This is a genomic window from Aeromonas sp. R6-2 (assembly GCF_040908155.1).
Lineage (GTDB): Bacteria > Pseudomonadota > Gammaproteobacteria > Enterobacterales > Aeromonadaceae > Aeromonas > Aeromonas schubertii.
Window position 1 is genome coordinate 34,865 of sequence record NZ_JBFODE010000044.1, and the last position, 19,003, is coordinate 53,867.

General features: G+C 63.1%; 24 protein-coding genes. 14 read left to right on the forward strand and 10 right to left on the reverse strand.

The features are described from left to right. Positions 1 to 32: 32 nt before the first annotated feature. The 3 genes from epd to fkpA all read right to left on the reverse strand — a co-directional run bounded on the left by epd (position 33) and on the right by fkpA (position 2,871). Positions 33 to 1,043: an erythrose-4-phosphate dehydrogenase gene (gene epd, locus AB5Y48_RS11605; protein ID WP_050665186.1), complete on the reverse strand. Its 1,011-nt coding sequence runs from the start codon at positions 1,041 to 1,043 to the stop codon at positions 33 to 35. Next, complete coding sequence (locus AB5Y48_RS11610) at positions 1,040 to 1,960, reverse strand: ROK family protein (RefSeq protein ID WP_368164538.1); 921 nt, start codon at positions 1,958 to 1,960, stop codon at positions 1,040 to 1,042. The genes epd and AB5Y48_RS11610 overlap by 4 nt, the downstream gene beginning before the upstream one ends. Positions 1,961 to 2,061: 101 nt before the next feature. Continuing rightward, positions 2,062 to 2,871: an FKBP-type peptidyl-prolyl cis-trans isomerase gene (gene fkpA, locus AB5Y48_RS11615; protein WP_050665188.1), complete on the reverse strand. Its 810-nt coding sequence runs from the start codon at positions 2,869 to 2,871 to the stop codon at positions 2,062 to 2,064. 117 nt (positions 2,872 to 2,988) lie between these two features. On the opposite strand from fkpA, the gene AB5Y48_RS11620 reads away from it, so the two are divergent. Then, positions 2,989 to 3,960: a WD40 repeat domain-containing protein gene (locus tag AB5Y48_RS11620; RefSeq protein ID WP_050665189.1), complete on the forward strand. Its 972-nt coding sequence runs from the start codon at positions 2,989 to 2,991 to the stop codon at positions 3,958 to 3,960. A gap of 9 nt (positions 3,961 to 3,969) precedes the next feature. Then, a complete protein-coding gene (locus AB5Y48_RS11625) occupies positions 3,970 to 4,188 on the forward strand; it encodes a SlyX family protein (RefSeq protein ID WP_050665190.1) in 219 nt (72 codons plus the stop codon). A gap of 48 nt (positions 4,189 to 4,236) precedes the next feature. On the opposite strand, the gene slyD is transcribed toward AB5Y48_RS11625, so the two are convergent. Beyond that, entirely contained in the window at positions 4,237 to 4,854 is a 618-nt protein-coding gene (slyD, locus tag AB5Y48_RS11630; RefSeq protein ID WP_050665191.1) for a peptidylprolyl isomerase, read from the reverse strand. A gap of 69 nt (positions 4,855 to 4,923) precedes the next feature. Further along, complete coding sequence (locus AB5Y48_RS11635) at positions 4,924 to 5,127, reverse strand: YheV family putative zinc ribbon protein (RefSeq protein WP_050665192.1); 204 nt, start codon at positions 5,125 to 5,127, stop codon at positions 4,924 to 4,926. A 39-nt stretch (positions 5,128 to 5,166) separates the two neighbouring features. Here AB5Y48_RS11635 and AB5Y48_RS11640 point away from each other — a divergent pair, with 39 nt between their 5' ends. From AB5Y48_RS11640 to AB5Y48_RS11670, 7 genes are all read left to right on the forward strand, one after another. After that, positions 5,167 to 5,790 (forward strand): hypothetical protein, encoded by a 624-nt coding sequence (locus AB5Y48_RS11640; protein WP_368164542.1) that lies wholly within the window; start codon positions 5,167 to 5,169, stop codon positions 5,788 to 5,790. A 48-nt stretch (positions 5,791 to 5,838) separates the two neighbouring features. Next, positions 5,839 to 6,630: a substrate-binding periplasmic protein gene (locus tag AB5Y48_RS11645; protein WP_368164544.1), complete on the forward strand. Its 792-nt coding sequence runs from the start codon at positions 5,839 to 5,841 to the stop codon at positions 6,628 to 6,630. Between the two features lie 132 nt (positions 6,631 to 6,762). Beyond that, entirely contained in the window at positions 6,763 to 7,665 is a 903-nt protein-coding gene (locus AB5Y48_RS11650; RefSeq protein WP_050665195.1) for a chemotaxis protein, read from the forward strand. Then, on the forward strand, positions 7,662 to 8,633 hold the full coding sequence (locus AB5Y48_RS11655; protein ID WP_368164547.1) for a hydrolase: 972 nt from the start codon (positions 7,662 to 7,664) through the stop codon (positions 8,631 to 8,633). Before AB5Y48_RS11650 ends, AB5Y48_RS11655 begins: the two co-directional genes overlap by 4 nt. Before the next feature lie 62 nt (positions 8,634 to 8,695). Continuing rightward, positions 8,696 to 8,920, forward strand: a complete 225-nt coding sequence (locus AB5Y48_RS11660) for a YheU family protein (protein WP_050665197.1) — start codon at positions 8,696 to 8,698, stop codon at positions 8,918 to 8,920. A 53-nt stretch (positions 8,921 to 8,973) separates the two neighbouring features. Further along, the gene (locus tag AB5Y48_RS11665) at positions 8,974 to 9,843 is read left to right on the forward strand and encodes a phosphoribulokinase (RefSeq protein ID WP_050665198.1); all 870 of its coding nucleotides are present in this window, start codon (positions 8,974 to 8,976) and stop codon (positions 9,841 to 9,843) included. 16 nt (positions 9,844 to 9,859) lie between these two features. Next, entirely contained in the window at positions 9,860 to 10,390 is a 531-nt protein-coding gene (locus AB5Y48_RS11670) for a DUF4136 domain-containing protein (RefSeq protein WP_368164549.1), read from the forward strand. 43 nt (positions 10,391 to 10,433) lie between these two features. Here AB5Y48_RS11670 and AB5Y48_RS11675 read toward each other — a convergent pair whose 3' ends face one another. Together AB5Y48_RS11675 and AB5Y48_RS11680 are read right to left on the reverse strand one after the other, a co-directional pair. Further along, entirely contained in the window at positions 10,434 to 10,865 is a 432-nt protein-coding gene (locus tag AB5Y48_RS11675; protein ID WP_368164551.1) for a hypothetical protein, read from the reverse strand. Positions 10,866 to 10,908: 43 nt separating this feature from the next. Then, positions 10,909 to 11,313, reverse strand: a complete 405-nt coding sequence (locus AB5Y48_RS11680; protein WP_224163218.1) for an OsmC family protein — start codon at positions 11,311 to 11,313, stop codon at positions 10,909 to 10,911. A 251-nt stretch (positions 11,314 to 11,564) separates the two neighbouring features. Here AB5Y48_RS11680 and crp point away from each other — a divergent pair, with 251 nt between their 5' ends. Together crp and AB5Y48_RS11690 are read left to right on the forward strand one after the other, a co-directional pair. Further along, entirely contained in the window at positions 11,565 to 12,203 is a 639-nt protein-coding gene (gene crp / locus AB5Y48_RS11685; protein ID WP_050665202.1) for a cAMP-activated global transcriptional regulator CRP, read from the forward strand. A gap of 56 nt (positions 12,204 to 12,259) precedes the next feature. After that, positions 12,260 to 13,060: a putative RNA methyltransferase gene (locus AB5Y48_RS11690; RefSeq protein WP_050665203.1), complete on the forward strand. Its 801-nt coding sequence runs from the start codon at positions 12,260 to 12,262 to the stop codon at positions 13,058 to 13,060. Positions 13,061 to 13,114: 54 nt separating this feature from the next. Here AB5Y48_RS11690 and AB5Y48_RS11695 read toward each other — a convergent pair whose 3' ends face one another. From AB5Y48_RS11695 to AB5Y48_RS11705, 3 genes are all read right to left on the reverse strand, one after another. Next, positions 13,115 to 13,795, reverse strand: coding sequence for an SDR family NAD(P)-dependent oxidoreductase (locus tag AB5Y48_RS11695; RefSeq protein WP_050665204.1), 681 nt, complete (start codon positions 13,793 to 13,795; stop codon positions 13,115 to 13,117). A gap of 15 nt (positions 13,796 to 13,810) precedes the next feature. Further along, positions 13,811 to 14,434 (reverse strand): TIGR04219 family outer membrane beta-barrel protein, encoded by a 624-nt coding sequence (locus tag AB5Y48_RS11700; RefSeq protein ID WP_050665205.1) that lies wholly within the window; start codon positions 14,432 to 14,434, stop codon positions 13,811 to 13,813. Positions 14,435 to 14,528: 94 nt separating this feature from the next. Continuing rightward, positions 14,529 to 14,972, reverse strand: a complete 444-nt coding sequence (locus AB5Y48_RS11705) for a copper chaperone PCu(A)C (protein ID WP_050665206.1) — start codon at positions 14,970 to 14,972, stop codon at positions 14,529 to 14,531. Between the two features lie 89 nt (positions 14,973 to 15,061). On the opposite strand from AB5Y48_RS11705, the gene AB5Y48_RS11710 reads away from it, so the two are divergent. The 3 genes from AB5Y48_RS11710 to AB5Y48_RS11720 are packed head-to-tail and all read left to right on the forward strand — an operon-like array spanning position 15,062 to position 18,963. Beyond that, entirely contained in the window at positions 15,062 to 15,814 is a 753-nt protein-coding gene (locus tag AB5Y48_RS11710) for an enoyl-CoA hydratase-related protein (protein WP_368164557.1), read from the forward strand. Positions 15,815 to 15,841: 27 nt separating this feature from the next. Continuing rightward, a complete protein-coding gene (locus AB5Y48_RS11715; protein WP_050665208.1) occupies positions 15,842 to 17,605 on the forward strand; it encodes an ATP-binding protein in 1,764 nt (587 codons plus the stop codon). Then, positions 17,602 to 18,963 carry a sigma-54 dependent transcriptional regulator gene (locus tag AB5Y48_RS11720; RefSeq protein ID WP_224162961.1) on the forward strand — a complete coding sequence of 454 codons (1,362 nt, stop codon included), beginning with the start codon at positions 17,602 to 17,604 and terminating at the stop codon, positions 18,961 to 18,963. The genes AB5Y48_RS11715 and AB5Y48_RS11720 overlap by 4 nt, the downstream gene beginning before the upstream one ends. Positions 18,964 to 19,003: the final 40 nt, after the last annotated feature.

Sequence of the window (19,003 nt, forward strand, 5' to 3'; positions counted from 1 at the left end):
TTAAAAACAGTAACCTTGTCCCCGGGGCAGGCTCAGCCTGCAACCATCATGGCCCGGGTGGTATCCAGCATCCGATTCGCGAAGCCCCATTCGTTATCGCACCACATCAACATCTTGACGAGGTTGGCATCGCTCACCCGGGTCTGGGTACCATCAATGATGCACGAATGGGCATCATGATTGAAATCGACGGAGACCAGGGGCTCTTCCGTGTAATCCAGAATACCCAGTAATGTACCTCTGGATGCCCGTTGCAGGGCTTGATTTACGTCAGAAACCGACACTTTTTTTCGCACCGTGATACTCAAATCCATGGCGGTGACATTGATGGTGGGCACCCGTACCGCGATCGCTTCGAACTTGCCGGCGAAGTGGGGCAGGATACGCTCCAGCCCCTTGGCCAGCTTGGTGTCCACCGGAATGATGGATTGGCTGGCGGCCCGGGTTCGGCGCAGATCACCGTGGTAGGCGTCGATCACCTGCTGGTCATGCATGGATGAGTGAATTGTAGTAATAGTACCACAATTTATTTCGAATTCTCGATGCAATGTTTCGATGACGGGGACCACGCAGTTGGTGGTACAGGAGGCGTTGGAGACGATCCGTTCACGCCCGCTCAGCACCCCGTGATTGACCCCGTAGACGATGGTCGCGTCCACATCCGCATCGGCCGGATGGGAGAAGAGCACCTTGCCTGCCCCCGCCGCCAGATGCTTCTCGGCATCCGTGCGCGAGCCAAACACGCCGGTGCAGTCCAGTACCACGTCAACCTTCAGTGCCCGCCACGGCAGATTGGCCGGATCACTCTCGGCAAACAGGGGGATGAGATCCTCGCCCACCTGCATGCTGTTGCCCGCCAGCTCGACCGGGAAGCGGAAACGACCGTGGCTGGTGTCATAGCGAGTGAGGTGCGCCATGGCCTTGGGATCGGCCAGCTCGTTGATGGCCACTATCTTGATGTTCTTGTCGCGGCCGCTCTCGTAGAGGGCGCGCAGCACGTTGCGGCCGATGCGGCCATAGCCGTTGATGGCAATGCGGATCATCGGAGCAAAGCCTCCTTGAAGGTGCCTCTGGCCAGCAGGGCCGCACCGAATACGCCGGCGCTGTCACCCAGGGTTGGCCTGATGATAGGGGTGGTGAATCTGGGGTTGAAGAGGTAAGGCAGCACGCTCTGGCGTCCGGCGCTGTACAGGCTCTCGATGTTGCCGACCCCGCCACCGATGACGATGACATCGGGGTCGAGGATGTTGACCACGTTGGCGATGGCCTGACCAAACAGGCGGTGCAACCGGTCCAGGGTCTGACGGGCATGGGCATCGTGAGAGGCCGCTGCGGCAATCTGGGGCAAGTGGAGCAGGCGCTGGCTCTTCTCCCGGTACCAGGCCTCCAGAGCCGGACCCGAGATGAAGGTCTCGACACAGCCGCGCTTGCCACAGTAACACTCGGGACCGTCGGGGGAGAGCTCGTTGTGGCCCCACTCGCCGGCGATGCCGTGGTGACCGTTGAGGATGCGACCATCGACCACTATTCCGGAGCCGACCCCGGTGCCCATGATGATGCCAAACACCACCCGCGCCTCGGGAAACTGATCACGCACGGCACCCAGGTGGGTTTCGGCCAGGGCGAAACAGTTGGCATCGTTGGCGATGAGGACAGGCATGGCGAGTCTGGCTTCCAGATCTTCCTTGAGGGGACGGCCGTTGAGCTCGGTGGTGTTGCAGTTCTTCATCACCCCGGTCTGGGGATCCCGTGCCCCGGGAGTCCCTATGCCGAGCCGCTCGGGGCGAGCTCCCAGCATGGCCACACAGCGCTCGACCAGGGTAGCTATCCCCTCAAGGATGCCCGCATACCCCTGATCGCGGGGAGTGGCCTGCCGCTCGCGCAGCACCACCCTGTCCCCCTCCAGCACCACGCACTCCATCTTGGTGCCACCCAGATCGACTCCCCAGTCCTGGCTCATGCTCACTCCTGATTCCATGCCCCCGGCAAAGGGGGCAGTGTAACACCTTGCCGAAAACAAGACAGGGCCCGCAGGCCCTGTCTCTTCATCATGGCAATGGCTTACTTCTTGGCCTGCTCTTTGGCGTCGTCGGCAGCCGGCTTCTCGATGGCCAGCAGCTCAACGTCAAACACCAGTACGGAGTTGGCCGGGATGGAGCCAGCACCGTGCTCGCCATAGGCCAGCTTGGACGGCAGGACGAACTTGAACTTGGAGCCGACCGGCATCAGTTGCACGCCTTCGGTCCAACCCGGGATCACCTGGTTGAGGGGGAAGGTGGCCGGCTCACCACGATCGACAGAGCTGTCGAACTTGGTGCCGTCGATCAGGGTACCCGTGTAGTGCACCTTGACGATATCGGTGGCCTTGGGCTTGGCGCCCTCACCCATCTTCTCGACCTGGTACTGCAGGCCGGATTCGGTGGTCTTGACCCCTTCCTTCTTGGCGTTATCGGCCAGGAAGGCCTCACCCTTCTTCAGGTTGTCGGCAGACTCTTGCTCGGCCTTGACCTTGGAGAGCTCGTTGATCTTGGCATCATAGGCCTGCAGGGCCTTCTGGATCTCCTCGTCGCTCATGGAGGCGCTCTTGGCCAGACCGTCGGTCACCCCTTTGAGGATGACGCTGTTGTCCAGCTTGATACCCAGCTCCTGCTGACGCTCCAGGGTATTGGCGATATAGCGCCCCATGGAGAGACCGATGGCGTAACCGGATTGCTCCTCAAAGCTCTTGGCGTCGGCCTTGGCACCCTCGGCCGGCTTGGCGGCTTCGGTCTTGGTCTCGGCGGGAGCCGCCGGCTTCTCGTCCTTCTGGCACGCAGTCAGACCTACGGATACGGCAGCAGCCAGCAGGGACATCTTCAGAAATTTGTTCATCAGTTTCTCCAAAACGTAAAACCGCTCTCGATTCCTTCTTGAAATGAGAGGTTTATGGCAACAAACGCCTTATACTAACCCTCGAATTCGGGCGAACAAGAGCATGAGACAGGAAAAATGCAAAAAAGTGCCATCCTATTTCTGTTGTGCCCCCTGCTGCTCTATGGCTGCGACAAAAACGCGGTGCAGCCCCAGCAGACCCGAGAACTCTCCTACCAGGGGGCGCTGACCGCCGATCTCTCTGCCGATAGCCACACGGCTCTGGTTTCCACGGCTCAGCAGATGACGGTGTGGGACCTGAAAGAAGACAGGCAACGCTATCGTTGGGAGATGCCCTCCCCGGATGGCAACCTGGTCTTCGTCACCCGCTTCTCCCCCGCTGCAAGCCATGCGGTCACGGCCACCCCCACCACCTTCTCGCTCTGGAGCCTCGCGGATGGCCACTCGGTCGGCTTCTACTCCCTGCCCGAATCACGTCTGCGCGACATCACCCTCTCGGAGAGCGGGCGCTTCGTGCTGATTGGACGCGAGGATGGCAAGGCGGAGTTTGTAGACCTCACCACAGGCCGACGCTTGCAGTTCCTTGGCCACAGCGAGCAGGTCAATACCGTAGACCTTTCCGCCAACGGCCGCTATGCCCTGACCGGGGGTAATGATTACACCGCCTACCTGTGGGACACCCAAAGCGGTCAGGTGATCCATCGCTTCAACCATGGCAGTCGGGTCACCCTGGTACGCCTCGATCCCCGGGGGCGCTATGCCTTTACCGCCAGCAGCATGGGCCAGGCTCGCATCTGGGAGCTGGTCAGCGGCAAAGAGGTGAGCCGGCTGCAGATGAAGCATCGCCAGGAGATCTACAGCGCCGCCCGGTTCGTCAACGACGGCCAGTGGCTGCTGACCGGCTCGCCCTCACGCCAGGCCAACCTGTGGCGGGTGAGTGACGGAGCCCCTCTGGACGAGTGGCTGGTCACCCCCAGAGAAGGCCCCCGCCCCTCCAGCGCTGTGGTCTATGGCGTGGCTTTGGGCGACAATAGCCGGGTTGTCACTGTCAGCTCCAGCGGCCTGGCCGAGACCTGGAGCCTCAAGTAAAGGAAGGTTATGGAAAAGCAGCAGTTGCTCGAACGCATCGAAACCCTGGAGAGCCGTCTGGCCTACGCCGAATACACGGTGGAGCAGCTCAACGAAGAGGTGACGGTGCAGGGGCGCGAACTCGACAAGATGCGCCAACTGGTCCATCTGCTGGCGGATAAGTTCAAGGCGATGCAGCCGACCCAGATTGCCAGCATGGCCGAAGAGACACCGCCGCCTCACTACTGAGCGGCGACAAAAAAGCCCGCATCACGCGGGCTTTTGTCATTCTGGCTATCAATGATGATGGCCCTTGCCACCACAACCGCCACCACCGCAGCAGCCGCCATGGCCTTGCTCTTCGTCATCATGATGGTGGTGACCACCGCCACAGCAGCCGCCGTGGTCATGATCGTGGTCGTGATCATGATGGTGATGACCGCCGCAACCACCTTCACCATGAACATGGCCATGAGCCAGCTCTTCGGCGGTGGCCGGACGCACATCCTTGATCTCGACCTTGAAGCCCAGGGTCACGCCCGCCAGGGGATGGTTGCCATCGACCTTGACGAACGCCTCGGAGACCTCGACCACGGTCACCGGACGGTGGCCATCGTCGGTCTCGGCCACGAAGGTATCACCCTCGGCGACATCCATGCCGTCAAACAGCTCACCGGGAACCTCTTGAACCAGCCCCTCATCGTATTCGCCGTAGGCCTGCTCGGGGCTCAGGGTCACCTCAAAGGCATCGCCCACGGCGCGACCTTCCAGAGCCGCTTCCAGGCCGGAGACCAGGTAACGGGTACCGTGCATATAAACCAGCGGCTCTTTGCCGACCGTGGTATCGATCACCTCGCCGTGCTCGTCGGTAACCGTGTATTCCAGCGTAACTACGCTCAGGGGAGCTACTTTCATGTCAGGAATCCTGCTGAGTGAAAAAACGGCCCAAGCATAACCGAAAACCACCGCCTCGCCTATGCCTCATCAAGGGCGAAAGACGCCGATCACCTCCTCCTCTGCCCGGGTCACCCGGGTCACCTCTTCGCTGGGGCGCACCTGAGTGTCACCGCACTCGCTACAGGTCACCTTCTCGACTCCATGCTCCAGATACAGCATCATGGTGTCCATTTTGCCGCAGGCGGGACAGACCGCCCCGGCGATAAAGCGTTTTTTACGTCGGGTTTCCATTTGTGTTACCTCCCGGCAGCATCATATCAGGGTTTCCTCATGCATCACGCCATCGAATTTCTCACCGGTCACGCGGCCGTCCTCTCCTTTGGCAAGCGCCTGCGCCTTCCCCAGGGACGATTGCTGCAGGTTCGCCACGGCATGGGGTTACTGCGCCTTGGCAACCGGGAGCAACTGCTCTGTGACGGGGAGTGCTTCTGGCTCCCGGCCAACTGCCTGGCCGCCTTCACGCCCTTGCGCGGTAGCCAATGGCGGGAGGCTCGCTTCTCGGTACGCCAACCCCAGCCCTCCCTGTCGGGCTGGCTTCACCCCTCCCCCCTGCTCGAGGCCCTGCTCGACGATCTGACCCAATGGCAAGAGGAGCGAGAGTGGCAAGGCCCCTATGGGGATCGTCTGCGGGTCCTGTCCGACCTGCTGCTGCGTCACCCGCTGCACCCTGAGCCGACACCCACGACGCTGCAACAGGAGTGGCAAGGGCTCAACCAGGGGCTCATCCCCGCCGAGGTGAGTGAGGATCTGGCGGCACTGGTGGCCCAGTATCGCCTGATCCGTGCCGATCGTCAGCTCAAGGGAGGGCAAGCTATCGCCCCCGTACTCGCGGCGCTGGGCTACCCGGATGAACTGAGCTGGCAACAAGAATTAGCCTGCTGGCTACAGGAGTGATCGCCACGCCTCCCCTATGCTGTTAACAGTGAGCAGAGGAGGCAAACCATGAAAGCATGGTGGTTGATGGTTCTGGCGGTGACCTGTGTCGAGGCCAACATCCGGGTCGAGATCTTGACGGACTCCAGTTATGCCCCTTACTCCTGGCAGGAGGGCCAGGAGGCACGTGGCATTTATCCCGACATAGTGCGGGAAGTGGCCAAGGCGATGCCCGAGTTTGAACTGGTACTCAAGCCCGTGCCCTGGCGCCGGGCTCTTAGCATGGTGGAACAGGGCAAGGCCTTTGCCGTGCTGCCCCCCTATTACAATCAGGAGGAACGCCCCTGGATCTGGCCCTACTCCCAACCCCTGCTCGACGAGGAGGTGGTGGTGCTCTGTAGCGACAAGCTCGCCAGCAACACCGACGAGGCTCGCTTTCCCGACGACTATTTCGGCCTGCGTTTTGGCATGAATGCGGGCTTTGCCATCGGAGGAAAAGCCTTCTGGGAGGCGGTCTCTGCCGGCAAAATTGAGCAGGAAGAGGCCAAGAGCAACCGTGAGAATTTGCTCAAGATCCTGCGTGGTCGGGTCGATTGCACCATCAATGACAAGCTCTCTCTGCTGGCCGAGATGCTGACCATGATAAAAGATGGACACCTCGCCCTCGAAGACATGGGTCGCCTGCGCCAGGGCCCGGTGGTAACCCGTGAACAGGGCTTTCTGGGCTATGCGGCCAACGACAAGGCCTTTCCCTTCAAGGAGCAGTTTGTGAAGCAGTTTGATCACGCCCTGCACCAGTTGCGCCAGCAAGACGGCATCAACCGCATCGTGGAGAGCCATGTGGGAAAGTCCCAACGCTGAGGCCGGCTCCGGCAAAGCCCCAGCAAACACCATTGTCTCCGGATAACACTTTTGAGAGAGCACCCGCCCCATGACTCCTTTTTTTCGTTATGCTAGGAGCGCCCTCTCTCCTATCTACTCGGGATATCAACCATGAAGAGCAAGGCGAACCAGTCGCAAGGGATGCTGCTTTTCCGACTCACCCGGCAACAGCTGTTTGCCATCGGCACCCTCAAGGTCAAAGAGATTGTGCCCTACACACCGTTGACCGCCATACCCAAGAGCCATTCGACCGTGCTCGGCGCCGTCAGCCTGCGCGGCCATACCCTGCCCATCATCGACATGGCCAAGGCGGTGGGCTATCAACCGCTCCGGCAAGAGGAGTTCAAGGATTGTTTCATCATCATCACCGACTGCCGTCGCACCCTGGTCGGTTTTCTGGTGCGGGGCATAGAGCGGATCGGCGAGTGCAACTGGCGCGATATCACGCCACCACCGGCGAGCCTTGGGCATAACATCTTCGTCACCGGCGTCACCCGTATTGGCGAGCAACTGGTGCAACTGCTCGACGTGGAGCTGATCCTCTCCCGGGTCTTCCCCGATGCCCCCGACCACCTCTATCCCCTGCTCACCGATGTGCAGCGGGAGATCCTCAAGCCCATGCAGATCCTGATGGTGGATGACTCGGCGGCGGCCCGTAAGCAGCTGATGGTCGCCCTCGACTATATCAACATCCCCTATCGGGTCTGCGGTAATGGACAGGATGCCCTCAACCTGATGCAGGAGGCCGCCAGTCAGGGGGCTCCCATCGACATCCTGGTGAGCGATATAGAGATGCCCGGGCTCGATGGTTATGAGCTCTCCTTCGAGGTACAAAACGATGCACGCCTCGCCGGGGCCTACATCATTCTGCACACCTCCCTCTCGAGCGAGATCAGCGTAGAGCGAGCCCATCAAGTAGGGGCTCACGAGGCGCTCACCAAGTTTGAGGCCAACGAGCTGATCCAGGCCATGCTGCGCGGCGCCGAACATCACAAGACGCTGGTCGGACAATGATAATAGAGAGTCGCTTCCGGGCCCCCTGGTGGGCCCTCAATCCTCATCTGCAAACCATCTTACCCAAGTGGCTGCGCCGGATGCCGGCCCGCTTCATCGCCGAGCGCTTCGAGCTGAGCGACGGAGACTTCGTCGATCTCGCCTGGAGCGGAGCTGTCACCCCCGACAATCGTCCTCTGATCGTGGTCTTTCACGGCCTGGAGGGGAGCATCCACTCCCACTACGCCAAAGGGCTGTTCACCCATCTGCAGCAACAGGGAAGGGAAGCCGTCTTGATGCACTTTCGCGGCTGCAGTGGTGAACCCAACCGCCATCTCGAGGCCTACCACTCGGGCGCCATCCGGGATGCCCAGGAGCTCATCGCCGAGCTGAGCCGCCGCTTTGCGGGCAAGCCGTTGATCGCCATCGGTTTCTCCCTGGGGGGGAACATGTTGGTCAACCTGCTGGCTCGTGCCTGCCCGGCGGCACTGACCGCGGCCGTAGTGGTCTCGGCCCCGCTGCAATTGGAGAGCTGCGCCGATCGCGTCAACCAGGGCTTCTCCAGGGTCTATCAGACCTACCTGCTGCGCACCATGCGCCGCAATCTGCTGAGCAAGATCCGGCAGCAGCAGAGGGCGAGCGAGCGCTGGCAACCGAAACAGGTGGAACAGATCGCCACCCTGCGCGACTTCGACGAGCGGGTCACCGCCCCCCTGCACGGTTTCGAGAGCGCCAGCCACTACTACCAGCGTTGCTCTGGCCTGCCACTGCTGGCCCAGATTCCCATTCCCACCCTTATCCTCCACGCCGCCGACGACCCCTTCATGTCACAGAGCGTGATCCCGCGCCCGGAGCAACTCTCTCCCCAGGTGCGCTACGAGCTGAGCCGACGCGGCGGCCACGTAGGCTTCCTGCAAGGTACCCCATGGCGTCCGCGTTTCTGGCTCGACGAGCGGATCGACCAATGGTTGCAAGAGGTCACGCCCTAAAAAGGGGTTGCAGAGCCCAACGTGCAGGGCACAATAGGCCCTCTTTTCAGAGGGCCCCTTCCATGATCATCCCCTGGCAGGCCATAGAGGCCGATACCCTGCACAACCTGATCGAATCGTTCGTGCTGCGCGAGGGCACCGACTACGGGGAGGCTGAAGCCAGCCTGGAGGAGAAGGTGGCCGCGGTACGCCTGCAGCTCGAGAGCGGCAGTGCCGTCGTCGTCTACAGCGAACTGCACGAAAGCGTGGACATCATCCCGCGAGATCGCTTCCCCCGGGAGGCTTGACCGCTTTCCCATCGGCCCCGTATAACGGAGATTATCAAGGAAGAGGACTCCCCATGTCGGCCAAACACCCCATCATCGCCGTGACCGGCTCCTCCGGTGCCGGAACCTCCACCTCCACCATCGCCTTTCGCTCCATGTTTCATCAGCTGGGCTACAAGGCGGCCGTGGTGGAGGGGGACAGCTTTCACCGCTACACCCGTCCCGAGATGGATGTCGCCATTCGCCGGGCCCGGGAGCAGGGGCGTCACATCAGCTACTTCGGCCCGGAGGCCAACGACTTCGCCCTGCTCGAGCAGTTCTTTCAAGAGTACGGCCAGAGTGGACAGGGACAATACCGACGCTATCTGCACACCTTCGACGAGGCGGTGCCCTTCAACCAGATGCCGGGGACCTTCACCCCCTGGCAGACCCTGCCCGACGAGACGGACCTGCTCTTCTACGAGGGGCTGCACGGGGGCGTGGTCACCGACGAGCACAACGTGGCCCGCCATGTGGACTTTCTCATCGGCGTGGTGCCCATCGTCAACCTGGAGTGGATCCAGAAGCTGGTACGCGACACCTCGGAGCGCGGCCATTCGCGGGAGGCGGTGACCGACTCCATCGTCCGCTCCATGGATGACTACATCAATTTCATCACCCCCCAGTTCTCCCGCACCCATATCAACTTTCAGCGAGTCCCCACGGTCGACACCTCCAACCCATTCAGCGCCAAGGTGATCCCGAGCCTGGACGAGAGCATGCTGGTGATCCGTTTTCGCGGCATCAAGAACGTGGACTTCCCCTACCTGCTCTCCATGATCGATGGCAGCTTCATGTCCCGCCTCAACACCATAGTGGTGCCGGGGGGCAAGATGGGCTTTGCCATGGAGCTGATCCTGCGGCCCTTGATCCAGCAGTTGCTGGAGACAGGCAAAATCACCTGACACCGGGAGTCTTGTCATGCGCACTCTGCTTCTGCTCTTTCCCCTGCTATTGGCCGGTTGCAGCACGGGGCCGGCCAGTATTCCCCCCTCCACCGGAACCCTGGTGGTCAAACCCGCCGTCAGCTGGCCCTATGGTCAGCCGGTGCGCTTTGCCATGGCCGAGCAGTACCAATACGCGGGAACCAGTGCCGAGAGCTGGCTGACGCCGGTGCAGGAGGCGGTCGTACGGGGTCTCAAGGAGCGCGGCTGGCAGCCGGATAGCCTGGATCGGGCCGACGTGCTGGTGGCAATCGGCGTCGCCGGCGCCGCCGACATCTCGAATGGGGAGATCTTCAGCCGGCTTGGAATGACACCGGGACAGATCACAGATCAGGCACGGCGAGCCGGTACCCTGGCCGTGGTGCTGCTCGACAGCCAGAGCGAGAAGCCGGTGTGGAGTGCCTCCATACAGCTGGAGGTAGGAAGCCGCATTCCCGATGAGGAGCGCGCCCGCTTCAGCCAGCGTTGGATAAACCAGATGCTGGCATCCCTGCCGGGCGGCCAATAACAATATGGCCTGCACAGGCAGGCCATATGAGCAGCACGGCGGACTAGTTTGCGCTTTTTTCGCTGCGGTCGGCCTGCCCCATGCCGTCCATATTGCTCATGTGATCCATGTTGTTCATGTGATCCATGTTGCTCATGGGCTCCATCTTGTTCATATGACCCATGCTTTGCGCAGGTTGGCTGGTGCAGGTGAGCAGTGTGGCCCCCTGCTGGGCGAGGGTCGCCTGCTTGTCCTTCACCCACAGCTCGGTCAGACCAAAGCTGTAGCGATCACCCTGCTGCTCGGAGCGCTCGGCCAGCAGCAGCTTGTACCACACCTCACCCTGCTCAAACTGCACCGTCTGGGCCTGGCGATCGAAGGCGATGGACAGAGCCTGCTCACCGCACTGGTACTGCACCTGCTCGTACCGGGTCGGTTGCGGTGAACTACAGGCGGCCAGCCCTATTACGGGCAACAGCATCATCACTCTTTTCATCTGCTCTTCCTTCTTGTTGTGTGTAAATCCGTTGCTCCCGCGCTCAGGCGGCCACGATGCGATAACCGTGAGTGATCTCGACCGATTTTTCCAGCATCAGCGAGACAGAGCAGTACTTCTCCATGGAGAGATCGACGGCGCGGGCCACCTGCTTCTCGGCCAGCGCCTGACCTGTGACCACAAACTCCAGGTGGATCTTCTTGAACACCCGCGGCGCCGTCTCGGCCCGTACCGTGTTGATCTCCACCTTGCAGCCGGTTACCGCCTGGCGCCCCTTCTCCAGAATAGAGACCACGTCGATGGAGCTGCAGCCACCGATGGCCATCAGCACCAGCTCCATGGGGCTCGGCCCCTCGCCCGGGTTGGCCCCATCGAGCACGATGCGGTGGCCCGAATCGCTGACCCCTTCAAATTTCATGCCCTCGACCCAGGTCACTTCCCCTTTCATCTCTCTCTTCCTCTGGATAGCAATAATGTGATCCGTAGCATACCACTCTCCCATGGCCCGCACTTAGTGGCGTGTAAATAGATCAAAATCAACACCTCCGGCCAGTGGAGTTCCTAGAATGCCCTGCACTGGCGGCAAGCCTTGTCTCTATGGGCAAAGGCTCTTATGCTACTGCCACTTATAAACAAGGAATGGCAAGCGTGGCACCTTGCCGGGACTTAGAAGTCCAGATAATCAACAGAGGAATACTCATGGCTATTGGCAAACCGCAAAGCGATCCCACTCTCGAATGGTTCCTGTCGCATTGCCATATTCACAAGTACCCGGCGAAGAGCACCCTGATCCATGCGGGCGAGAAGGCTGAGACCCTCTATTACATCGTCAAGGGGACGGTGGCCGTTCTGATCAAGGATGACGAGGGCAAGGAGATGATCCTCTCCTACCTCAACCAGGGAGACTTCATCGGCGAGATGGGCCTGTTCGAAGAGAACGAGAGCCCCGAGCGGACCGCCTGGGTGCGCGCCAAAGGCTCCTGCGAAGTGGCCGAGATCTCCTACAAGAAATTCCGCCAGCTGATCCAGGTCAACCCCGAGATCCTGATGCGTCTCTCCGGCCAGATGGCCAAGCGCCTGCAGCACACCAGCCAGAAAGTGGGTAACCTCGCCTTCCTCGACGTGACCGGTCGCATCGCCCAGACCCTGCTCAACCTGGCCCGCCAGCCGGACGCCATGACCCACCCGGATGGCATGCAGATCAAGATCACCCGTCAGGAGATCGGCCAGATCGTCGGCTGCTCCCGCGAGACCGTTGGCCGCATCCTGAAGATGCTCGAGGAGCAAGACCTCATCTCCGCCCACGGCAAGACCATCGTCGTCTTCGGCACCCGCTGAGCCTGACACCGAATAACGGGCTGCCCTCTCGGCAGCCCTTTTTGTTGGATGATCCCATGCACCTGCAATGCCCCTTCTGCCGAGCCCCCCTCCATCGCCACACCCCCTCCGGGGGCGCCTACTGCGATAACAAGCACCACTTCGACAAGGCCCCTGAGGGCTACCTCGACCTCATCCCCGGCAAGCACTCCCCCAAGGAGGGCGAGAGCCGAGCCCTGATGCGCGCCCGTCGCCACTGGCTCGAGCAGGGCGCCCTCTCCCCCCTGGCCGATGCCCTGGCCGCCCTGCTGCCGGCCGAAGCCGGTGAGCTGATCGTGCTGGGTGCCGGTGAGGGTTATCTCTGTCGTGCCCTGGCCGAGCGCCGGCCAGAGTGGCAACTGAGCGGCCTCGAGCGCGCCAAAAACGCCATCTTCGCCGCCGCCAAGGCGCAGCCCGGTGCCGAATTGGTGCTGGCCGACCCCCTCCACCCGCCGCTGCAGCCCGGGCTGGCTCACGCCCTGCTGCTCGAGGCCGGTCACAAGAGCCGTCCGGCCGACCTGGCCCCCCTGCTCGCCCCCGGCGGCTTCTTGCTATTGGTCAGCCAGGGCCCGCGCCACCACTGGCAATTGCGCAGCCACATCAACCCGGATGCCAAAGAGCACCCGGCTGCCTGGCCGAGCGTCGCCCCCCTCACCGAGCTGGCCCGCCAGCGCTGCCACTTCGACGTCGCCATGGATGCCGAGACGCGCGAGCTGATGCTGGCCACCAGCCCGCTGGCCTGGCGCGCCAACAACGCGGTGCGCCACGGCTACCAGCAGCAGGGAGATGAGCGCCTCGAGCACGACTACCTGCTCACCCTGTGGCAGCGGCCGCACTGAGGCCCGCAAAGCACAACGCCTCCCGAGGGAGGCGTTGTCATATCCGAGCCGGGCTCAGTCGTTGCGACCGATAAAGAGATCGGTCACATGGCAGCTGGTGCGCGAGGCGAGGGCATCGAGCATATAGGCCGCCGCGTCCTCGGGAGTCATGAAGCGGCTGGGATCCACGTGATTGCTGTTGTCCCAGAACTCGCTGCGAATGCCGCTCGGATAGAGGTTCACCAGCCGCAGCGGCCCCCCTCTCAGCTCGGCCCGCAGGGATTCGAGAAAGCCGCGCATGCCCCACTTGGAGGCGCAGTAGAGGCTCTCGTTGGCCTTGCCCACCTGGGCCGCCGAAGAGAGCACGTTGGCCAGCACCCCGCCCCTGTCGCCGAGCAGACGCACCGTCTGCTGGGCCACCAGTATGGTGGAGATGAGGTTATTCTCGACCACGGAGCGGATCTGCTCGGCGGTGTAGACGCCGACCGGACCAAACTCCCCCACCCCGGCACAGTGGATCACCATGTCGGGCAGGCCACCCCACTCGGCAGCGGCCGAGAAGGCCATCTCCACCTCCTCCAGGTGCGAGAGATCGGCGGCGATGCCGATCACCTGCTCCCCGAAGCGCTGCTCCTGTGCCTGTAACTTCTGATGCCGGCGCCCCATCATGGCTACCCGATGGCCCCTGGCCACCAGTCCGTCGGTCAGAGCCTTGCCAAGGCCGGTACCGGCCCCCGTGACTATGGTGTAACCCATGATGGTACGTCCTTATCAGAAGCTGAATTCGGCACCGACGAACCAGCCATCCACGCTCTGGTCGACGCGGTCGAAGTCCATCTTGGCCTCACGCCAGCCGGCACGAACCTTGACCGGGGCAGAGGAGAACTTGTAGGCACCGCCGAGACGGTAGTCGTAGTTGTCACCGTCCTCGACACGGGCATCGGCGAAGGCAGAGAGACCGGTACCCGGCAGCTTGACCTCGGTGGCGGCATAGGCCATCAGCACGTCCTTGTCGTAGGAGTAGTGCAGGGTGTTGAAGTCACCGTCGTAGCGGCGGCCGGTCAGGCCCAGATCGATCTTGAACAGATCGTTGTTGAACAGGCGATAGTAGAGGCTCAGATCATAGGCCAGCAGATCGTTGTTGAAGGCGCCACCCGAGCTGCCCATATCGCTCATCTCGAACTTGGCGTTCGGCAGCAGGAAGATGCCGTGCTCGAGCTGCAGGTAGCCGTTCCAGTTGTAGTTGTGGTCATAGCTGGACCCCACACCGGACACCTGGCCACTGCCCTGGGCATTCCATACGTCGGCACCGGCGGCGAAACGCCAGTCGTTGGCAGCCATGGCGGAGCTGCTCATCAGGGCCAGCAGGGAGGCGGCAATCAGGCTCTTGTTCATTTTCTTATTCTCCATTCTTGGACAGGGAAGCCCCATATTCTACCGCGCCGAAACGGAATACCCAGTGACAAACGCTGAACAGCGACCAAATATGTCAGTGCTGCATCCCCTTCATGGGCTCGACCCCCCTGACCGGCAGAGAGAGGGTCAGGGTCTGCCCATCGTCGAAGGTGAGGGTCAGGGGGAAGGGGGTTGCCTGGCTCAGCACATCGCGCAGCTCGAACAACATCACATGCAGGCCACCCGGCTGCAACTGCACCATCCCCCTGGCGGGCACCTCGATAGAGTCCACCTGGCGCATGCGCATCACGCCGTTGTCGTGCAGGTGGGTGTGCAGCTCGGCGCGGGCCACCTCGGGTGACGCCGCCGCGACCAGTTTAACCGGCTTATCCCCGTCGTTCTTGAGCATCATGAAGGCGGCGGTGTTGGGTGCCCCGGGGGGAAGCAGACGCACATAACCGTCGACGGCCTCGACCTTGGCCAGGGCCGGCGCGGCGATCAGGGCGGCGACCAGGGGAAAAAACGCGCGTTTAAACATGGTTGAAATCCCTTTATGATGTTGTTAACGGGGGTGAAGGTTACCCCAACAAGAATCTTTTGCCAGCCCCCGAATTCAAGGAGTGGGAGATGGAGCAAGTTATCAAACGGCACTGCCAGGAGGGAGTGCTGACCCTCACCCTGACGCGACCCGAGAAGCGCAACGCACTCAATACCCGAATGTATCAGGAACTGACCCTCTCCCTGCAAGGGGCGAAGGAAGATGAGGCCATTCGGGTCGTGTTGCTGCAGGGGGACGAGCACTGCTTCACCGCCGGCAACGATCTGGCCGACTTCCTCGGCAAGGAGAGCCTGGGGGAGGATGACCCCATCCTCACCTTCCTGCACACCCTGGCCGACTTCCCCAAGCCGGTGGTGGTGGCCGCCGCCGGCCCTGCGGTAGGCATAGGCACCACCCTGCTGCTCCACTGCGATCTGGTCTGCCTGGCCGACAATGCCCGCCTCTGCCTGCCGTTTGTGGATCTCGGCCTGGTGCCCGAATTTGCCTCCAGTCTGCTGCTGCCACGCGCCGTGGGACACCTGAGAGCCAGCGAGCTGCTGTTGCTCGGCGCCCCCTTCGGCGCGGCCGAGGCGCAGGCCATGGGGCTGGCCAATCGGGTGGTCCCCGCCAGCGAGCTGCTGGCCACCGCCCGGGCGCTGGCCACGGCGCTCGCCGCCAAGCCACCACGGGCCCTGCAACAGAGCAAGGCGCTGCTGAAACAGGAGCTGCGCCAGGCGGTGCACTTCACCATCGATATGGAGGCTCGCGCCTTCGCCCTGGCCCTGCAGGGGGAGGAGGCGCAACAGCGCATCGCCGGCCGACTCGCCCGCAGCAGCCAGTAGCCAGGGACCGAACCAAGGATGGAGCGGATGAGAGAGGGACAGCGGGGGCTGCTCTTCGCCCTGTGGGCCGGGCTGATGGTGGTGCTGACCCTGTCGGCACGCCACGTCGGGCTCGAGAGCCTGCACCGGGAGGCCAGCCAGCACAACGATAACCTGAGCGGCAAGCTGGAGGTGGAGCTCGACAAGTACCGCCGCCTGCCGGCCCTGATCGCCACCCGCCCCGAGTTGATGGCACTGTTGCAGGGGCGTCTCGCCCCGGCCGCCCTCCACCCCTTGCTGGAGCAGTTCAACGAGATTGTCGGCACCGATGCCATCTACCTGATGAGTGGCGAAGGAAACGTGCTGGCGGCCAGCAACTGGCAGCGGGATGACAGCTTCGTCGGGGATAACTACCGCTTTCGCCCCTACTTCCTGCAGGCCATGAGCGGTCAGGCGGGCAGTTACTTCGCCCTCGGTCAACGCTCGGGCAAGCGCGGCTACTACTTCTCCTACCCCATCATGAGCCGGGAGCGCCCCATCGGCGTGGTGGTGGTCAAGGTCTCCCTCTCCCTCATCGACGAGGGGAGTGCCCGCCGCGACTACCTGCTCACCGACGAGCACGGGGTCGTCTTCTACAGCTCCCGTGCCGAGTGGCTCTACCGCCCTCTCACCCGCCTCGATCCCGCCACCCTGGCCCAGCTCGCCCTGGAGCGCAAATACGGGGATCGCCTGGGTGAGCCCCTCACCCCCTTCGACTCCCTGGCCCAACTCAGGCGTCAGGAGCACTGGGAGTGGGGCCAAGGCTACCTGTTCGCCGCCCGCACCATGCCGGAGGCGGGCTGGCACCTCTACACCCTGGTTCCCCTCAAGGCCCTGGGCCCCCTGATCGCCCGGGTCCTGACCGCCGGCACCCTGATCTTCCTGCTGCTGCTGATGATCTGGCTCTACTGGCGCCAGATCCTGCTCGGGCGGGAGCGGCTGGCCCGCCTCAACAACCAGCTGGAGCAGAAGGTGGCCGAGCGCACCCGCGCCCTCTCCGACAGCAACGGGGAGCTCACGGCGACGGTGGAGAAGTTTCGCCACACCCAACGCGAGTTGATCGAGACCCAGGAGCAGCTGGTTCAGGCCGCCAAGCTGGCGGTGCTGGGGGAGCTCTCGGCCGGCATCAATCACGAACTCAACCAGCCCCTGGCGGCCATGCGCACCTACGCAGAGAACGCCCTGCGCCTGCTCGACAAGGGGCGTCTCGACACCTGCCGGGACAACCTGGTGCAGATCAACGACCTCAATCGCCACATGGGTGAGCTCATCGCCCGCTTCAAGGTATTCGCCCGCAAGGGGCAGCAGACCCTGGGGCCGGTGCACCTGCAGGGGGTGATCCAGGCCACCCTGGCGCTGCTCCACAACCAGATGATTCGCCAGGGGGTACTGGCGGAGCTCACTCAGCCCGAGCCCCCCCTGTGGGTCGAAGCGGATCCGGTCCAGCTCGAACAGGTGCTGGTCAACCTGCTGCACAATGCCCTGCAGGCCACCGAGCAGAGCCACCCGCCACGGATCTGGCTGCGCGCCCGGGCGGAGGGGGGAGAGGTGGTGATCGAGGTGGAGGACAACGGCCCCGGCCTTGCCGCCGCCGGCCCCCGCCTGTTCGAGCCCTTCTTTACCACCAAGGCCCAGGGGCTGGGACTGGGGCTCGCCCTCTCTCGCCGCCTGGTGGAGGGATTTGGCGGCCGCCTCGAGGCGCAACCGGCCCGCGGCGCCCTCTTTCGCATCACCCTCAACCCGGCGGCCACGCCAGGCCAGGAGCCCCAATGAACCAGGTCATGCTGATCGACGACGAACCCGCCCTGCGCCACTCCCTCGGCCAGACCCTGGAGCTGGAGGAGATGCAGGTCAGCCCCTTTGCCAGCGCCCGGGAGGCGCTCGCCCGCCTCACCCCGGACTGGCCCGGGGTGGTCATCTCCGACATCAATATGCCGGGAATGGATGGCATCGCCTTCCTCACGGCGGCCCTGGCCCGGGATCCCGAGCTGCCGGTGATCCTCCTCACCGGCCACGGGGATATCTCCACCGCGGTCAGCGCCATGCGCCTGGGGGCCTATGACTTCATCGAGAAGCCGTTCGGTACCGATGAGCTGCTGGAGGTGGTGCACCGGGCCCAGGAGAAGCGCCGTCTGGTGCTGGAGAACCGGGAGCTGCGTGAGGAGCTGGAGGCCCAGAGCGGCCCGGGGCCGCGCCTGCTGGGCCGTACCGAGGGGATCCGCCGCCTGCGCAAGATCCTCACCCGCATCAAGGATGCCCCGGCCGACGTGCTGATCCATGGGGAGACAGGGTGCGGCAAGGAGTTGGTCGCCCGCTTCCTGCACGATCACTCGGTGCGTGCCGCCGCCCCCTTCGTCGCCATCAACTGCGGGGCCATCCCCGAGAGCATGATGGAGAGCGAGCTGTTTGGTCACGAGGCGGGGGCCTTCACCGGGGCCCTCAAGCGACGGGTGGGACGCATCGCCTGGGCCAACGGGGGCACCCTGTTTCTCGACGAGATAGAGAGCATGCCCATGAGCCTGCAGATCAAGTTGCTGCGGGTGCTGGAGGAGCGCAGGGTCGAGCCCCTCGGCGCCAATCAGGGGATCCCTCTCGACATCCGGGTACTGGCGGCCACCAAGGCAGATCTGCGCCAACTGGCAGACCGGGGGCACTTTCGCGCCGACCTCTACTACCGCCTCAACGTGGTACGGGTGGAGATCCCCCCACTGCGCGAGCGCAAGGAAGATATCCCCCTGCTGTTTGAAAACTTCCTGCGGGTGGCGGCCACCCGCTACCAGCTCGCGCCGCCTCGCCTCGGCCCCGAGCAGGTTGCCTGGCTGCTCGCCCACGACTGGCCCGGTAACGTGCGCGAGCTGCGCAACCTGGCCGAGCGCTGTGTACTGATGGGGGAAGAGGGGGCCTTCGCCGACGTCAGCCTGAGCAGCCACCCCCTCACCCTGGCCGAACAGGTGGAGCGATTCGAGCGCACCCTGTTGACCGACGCCCTCGGCCGACACGGGGGGCGTCTCAAGGAGGTGCAGGAGAGCCTGGGGCTGGCGCGCAAGACGCTCTACGACAAGATGCGCAAGTACGCCCTGGACAAGCAGGACTATAAAACGGGTGAGGAGCCCCCCGCCGCCAATCCGTAAATGGGGGGATTTCCCCCCACGCCCGATGGCCGCCGTACCG

Bases quoted from the DNA above. Each gene is read 5' to 3' on its own strand.
- AB5Y48_RS11675 (WP_368164551.1), bottom strand. From the start codon at position 10,865: ATGAAAAGAGTGATGATGCTGTTGCCCGTAATAGGGCTGGCCGCCTGT.
- slyD (WP_050665191.1), bottom strand. From the start codon at position 4,854: ATGAAAGTAGCTCCCCTGAGCGTAGTTACGCTGGAATACACGGTTACC.
- AB5Y48_RS11690 (WP_050665203.1), top strand. From the start codon at position 12,260: ATGCACCTGCAATGCCCCTTCTGCCGAGCCCCCCTCCATCGCCACACC.
- AB5Y48_RS11645 (WP_368164544.1), top strand. From the start codon at position 5,839: ATGAAAGCATGGTGGTTGATGGTTCTGGCGGTGACCTGTGTCGAGGCC.
- AB5Y48_RS11650 (WP_050665195.1), top strand. From the start codon at position 6,763: ATGAAGAGCAAGGCGAACCAGTCGCAAGGGATGCTGCTTTTCCGACTC.
- AB5Y48_RS11705 (WP_050665206.1), bottom strand. From the start codon at position 14,972: ATGTTTAAACGCGCGTTTTTTCCCCTGGTCGCCGCCCTGATCGCCGCG.
- AB5Y48_RS11710 (WP_368164557.1), top strand. From the start codon at position 15,062: ATGGAGCAAGTTATCAAACGGCACTGCCAGGAGGGAGTGCTGACCCTC.
- AB5Y48_RS11700 (WP_050665205.1), bottom strand. From the start codon at position 14,434: ATGAACAAGAGCCTGATTGCCGCCTCCCTGCTGGCCCTGATGAGCAGC.
- fkpA (WP_050665188.1), bottom strand. From the start codon at position 2,871: ATGAACAAATTTCTGAAGATGTCCCTGCTGGCTGCTGCCGTATCCGTA.
- AB5Y48_RS11640 (WP_368164542.1), top strand. From the start codon at position 5,167: ATGCATCACGCCATCGAATTTCTCACCGGTCACGCGGCCGTCCTCTCC.
- AB5Y48_RS11655 (WP_368164547.1), top strand. From the start codon at position 7,662: ATGATAATAGAGAGTCGCTTCCGGGCCCCCTGGTGGGCCCTCAATCCT.
- AB5Y48_RS11625 (WP_050665190.1), top strand. From the start codon at position 3,970: ATGGAAAAGCAGCAGTTGCTCGAACGCATCGAAACCCTGGAGAGCCGT.
- AB5Y48_RS11670 (WP_368164549.1), top strand. From the start codon at position 9,860: ATGCGCACTCTGCTTCTGCTCTTTCCCCTGCTATTGGCCGGTTGCAGC.
- AB5Y48_RS11610 (WP_368164538.1), bottom strand. From the start codon at position 1,960: ATGAGCCAGGACTGGGGAGTCGATCTGGGTGGCACCAAGATGGAGTGC.
- epd (WP_050665186.1), bottom strand. From the start codon at position 1,043: ATGATCCGCATTGCCATCAACGGCTATGGCCGCATCGGCCGCAACGTG.
- AB5Y48_RS11695 (WP_050665204.1), bottom strand. From the start codon at position 13,795: ATGGGTTACACCATAGTCACGGGGGCCGGTACCGGCCTTGGCAAGGCT.
- AB5Y48_RS11620 (WP_050665189.1), top strand. From the start codon at position 2,989: ATGCAAAAAAGTGCCATCCTATTTCTGTTGTGCCCCCTGCTGCTCTAT.
- AB5Y48_RS11715 (WP_050665208.1), top strand. From the start codon at position 15,842: ATGAGAGAGGGACAGCGGGGGCTGCTCTTCGCCCTGTGGGCCGGGCTG.
- AB5Y48_RS11720 (WP_224162961.1), top strand. From the start codon at position 17,602: ATGAACCAGGTCATGCTGATCGACGACGAACCCGCCCTGCGCCACTCC.
- crp (WP_050665202.1), top strand. From the start codon at position 11,565: ATGGCTATTGGCAAACCGCAAAGCGATCCCACTCTCGAATGGTTCCTG.
- AB5Y48_RS11635 (WP_050665192.1), bottom strand. From the start codon at position 5,127: ATGGAAACCCGACGTAAAAAACGCTTTATCGCCGGGGCGGTCTGTCCC.
- AB5Y48_RS11660 (WP_050665197.1), top strand. From the start codon at position 8,696: ATGATCATCCCCTGGCAGGCCATAGAGGCCGATACCCTGCACAACCTG.
- AB5Y48_RS11680 (WP_224163218.1), bottom strand. From the start codon at position 11,313: ATGAAAGGGGAAGTGACCTGGGTCGAGGGCATGAAATTTGAAGGGGTC.
- AB5Y48_RS11665 (WP_050665198.1), top strand. From the start codon at position 8,974: ATGTCGGCCAAACACCCCATCATCGCCGTGACCGGCTCCTCCGGTGCC.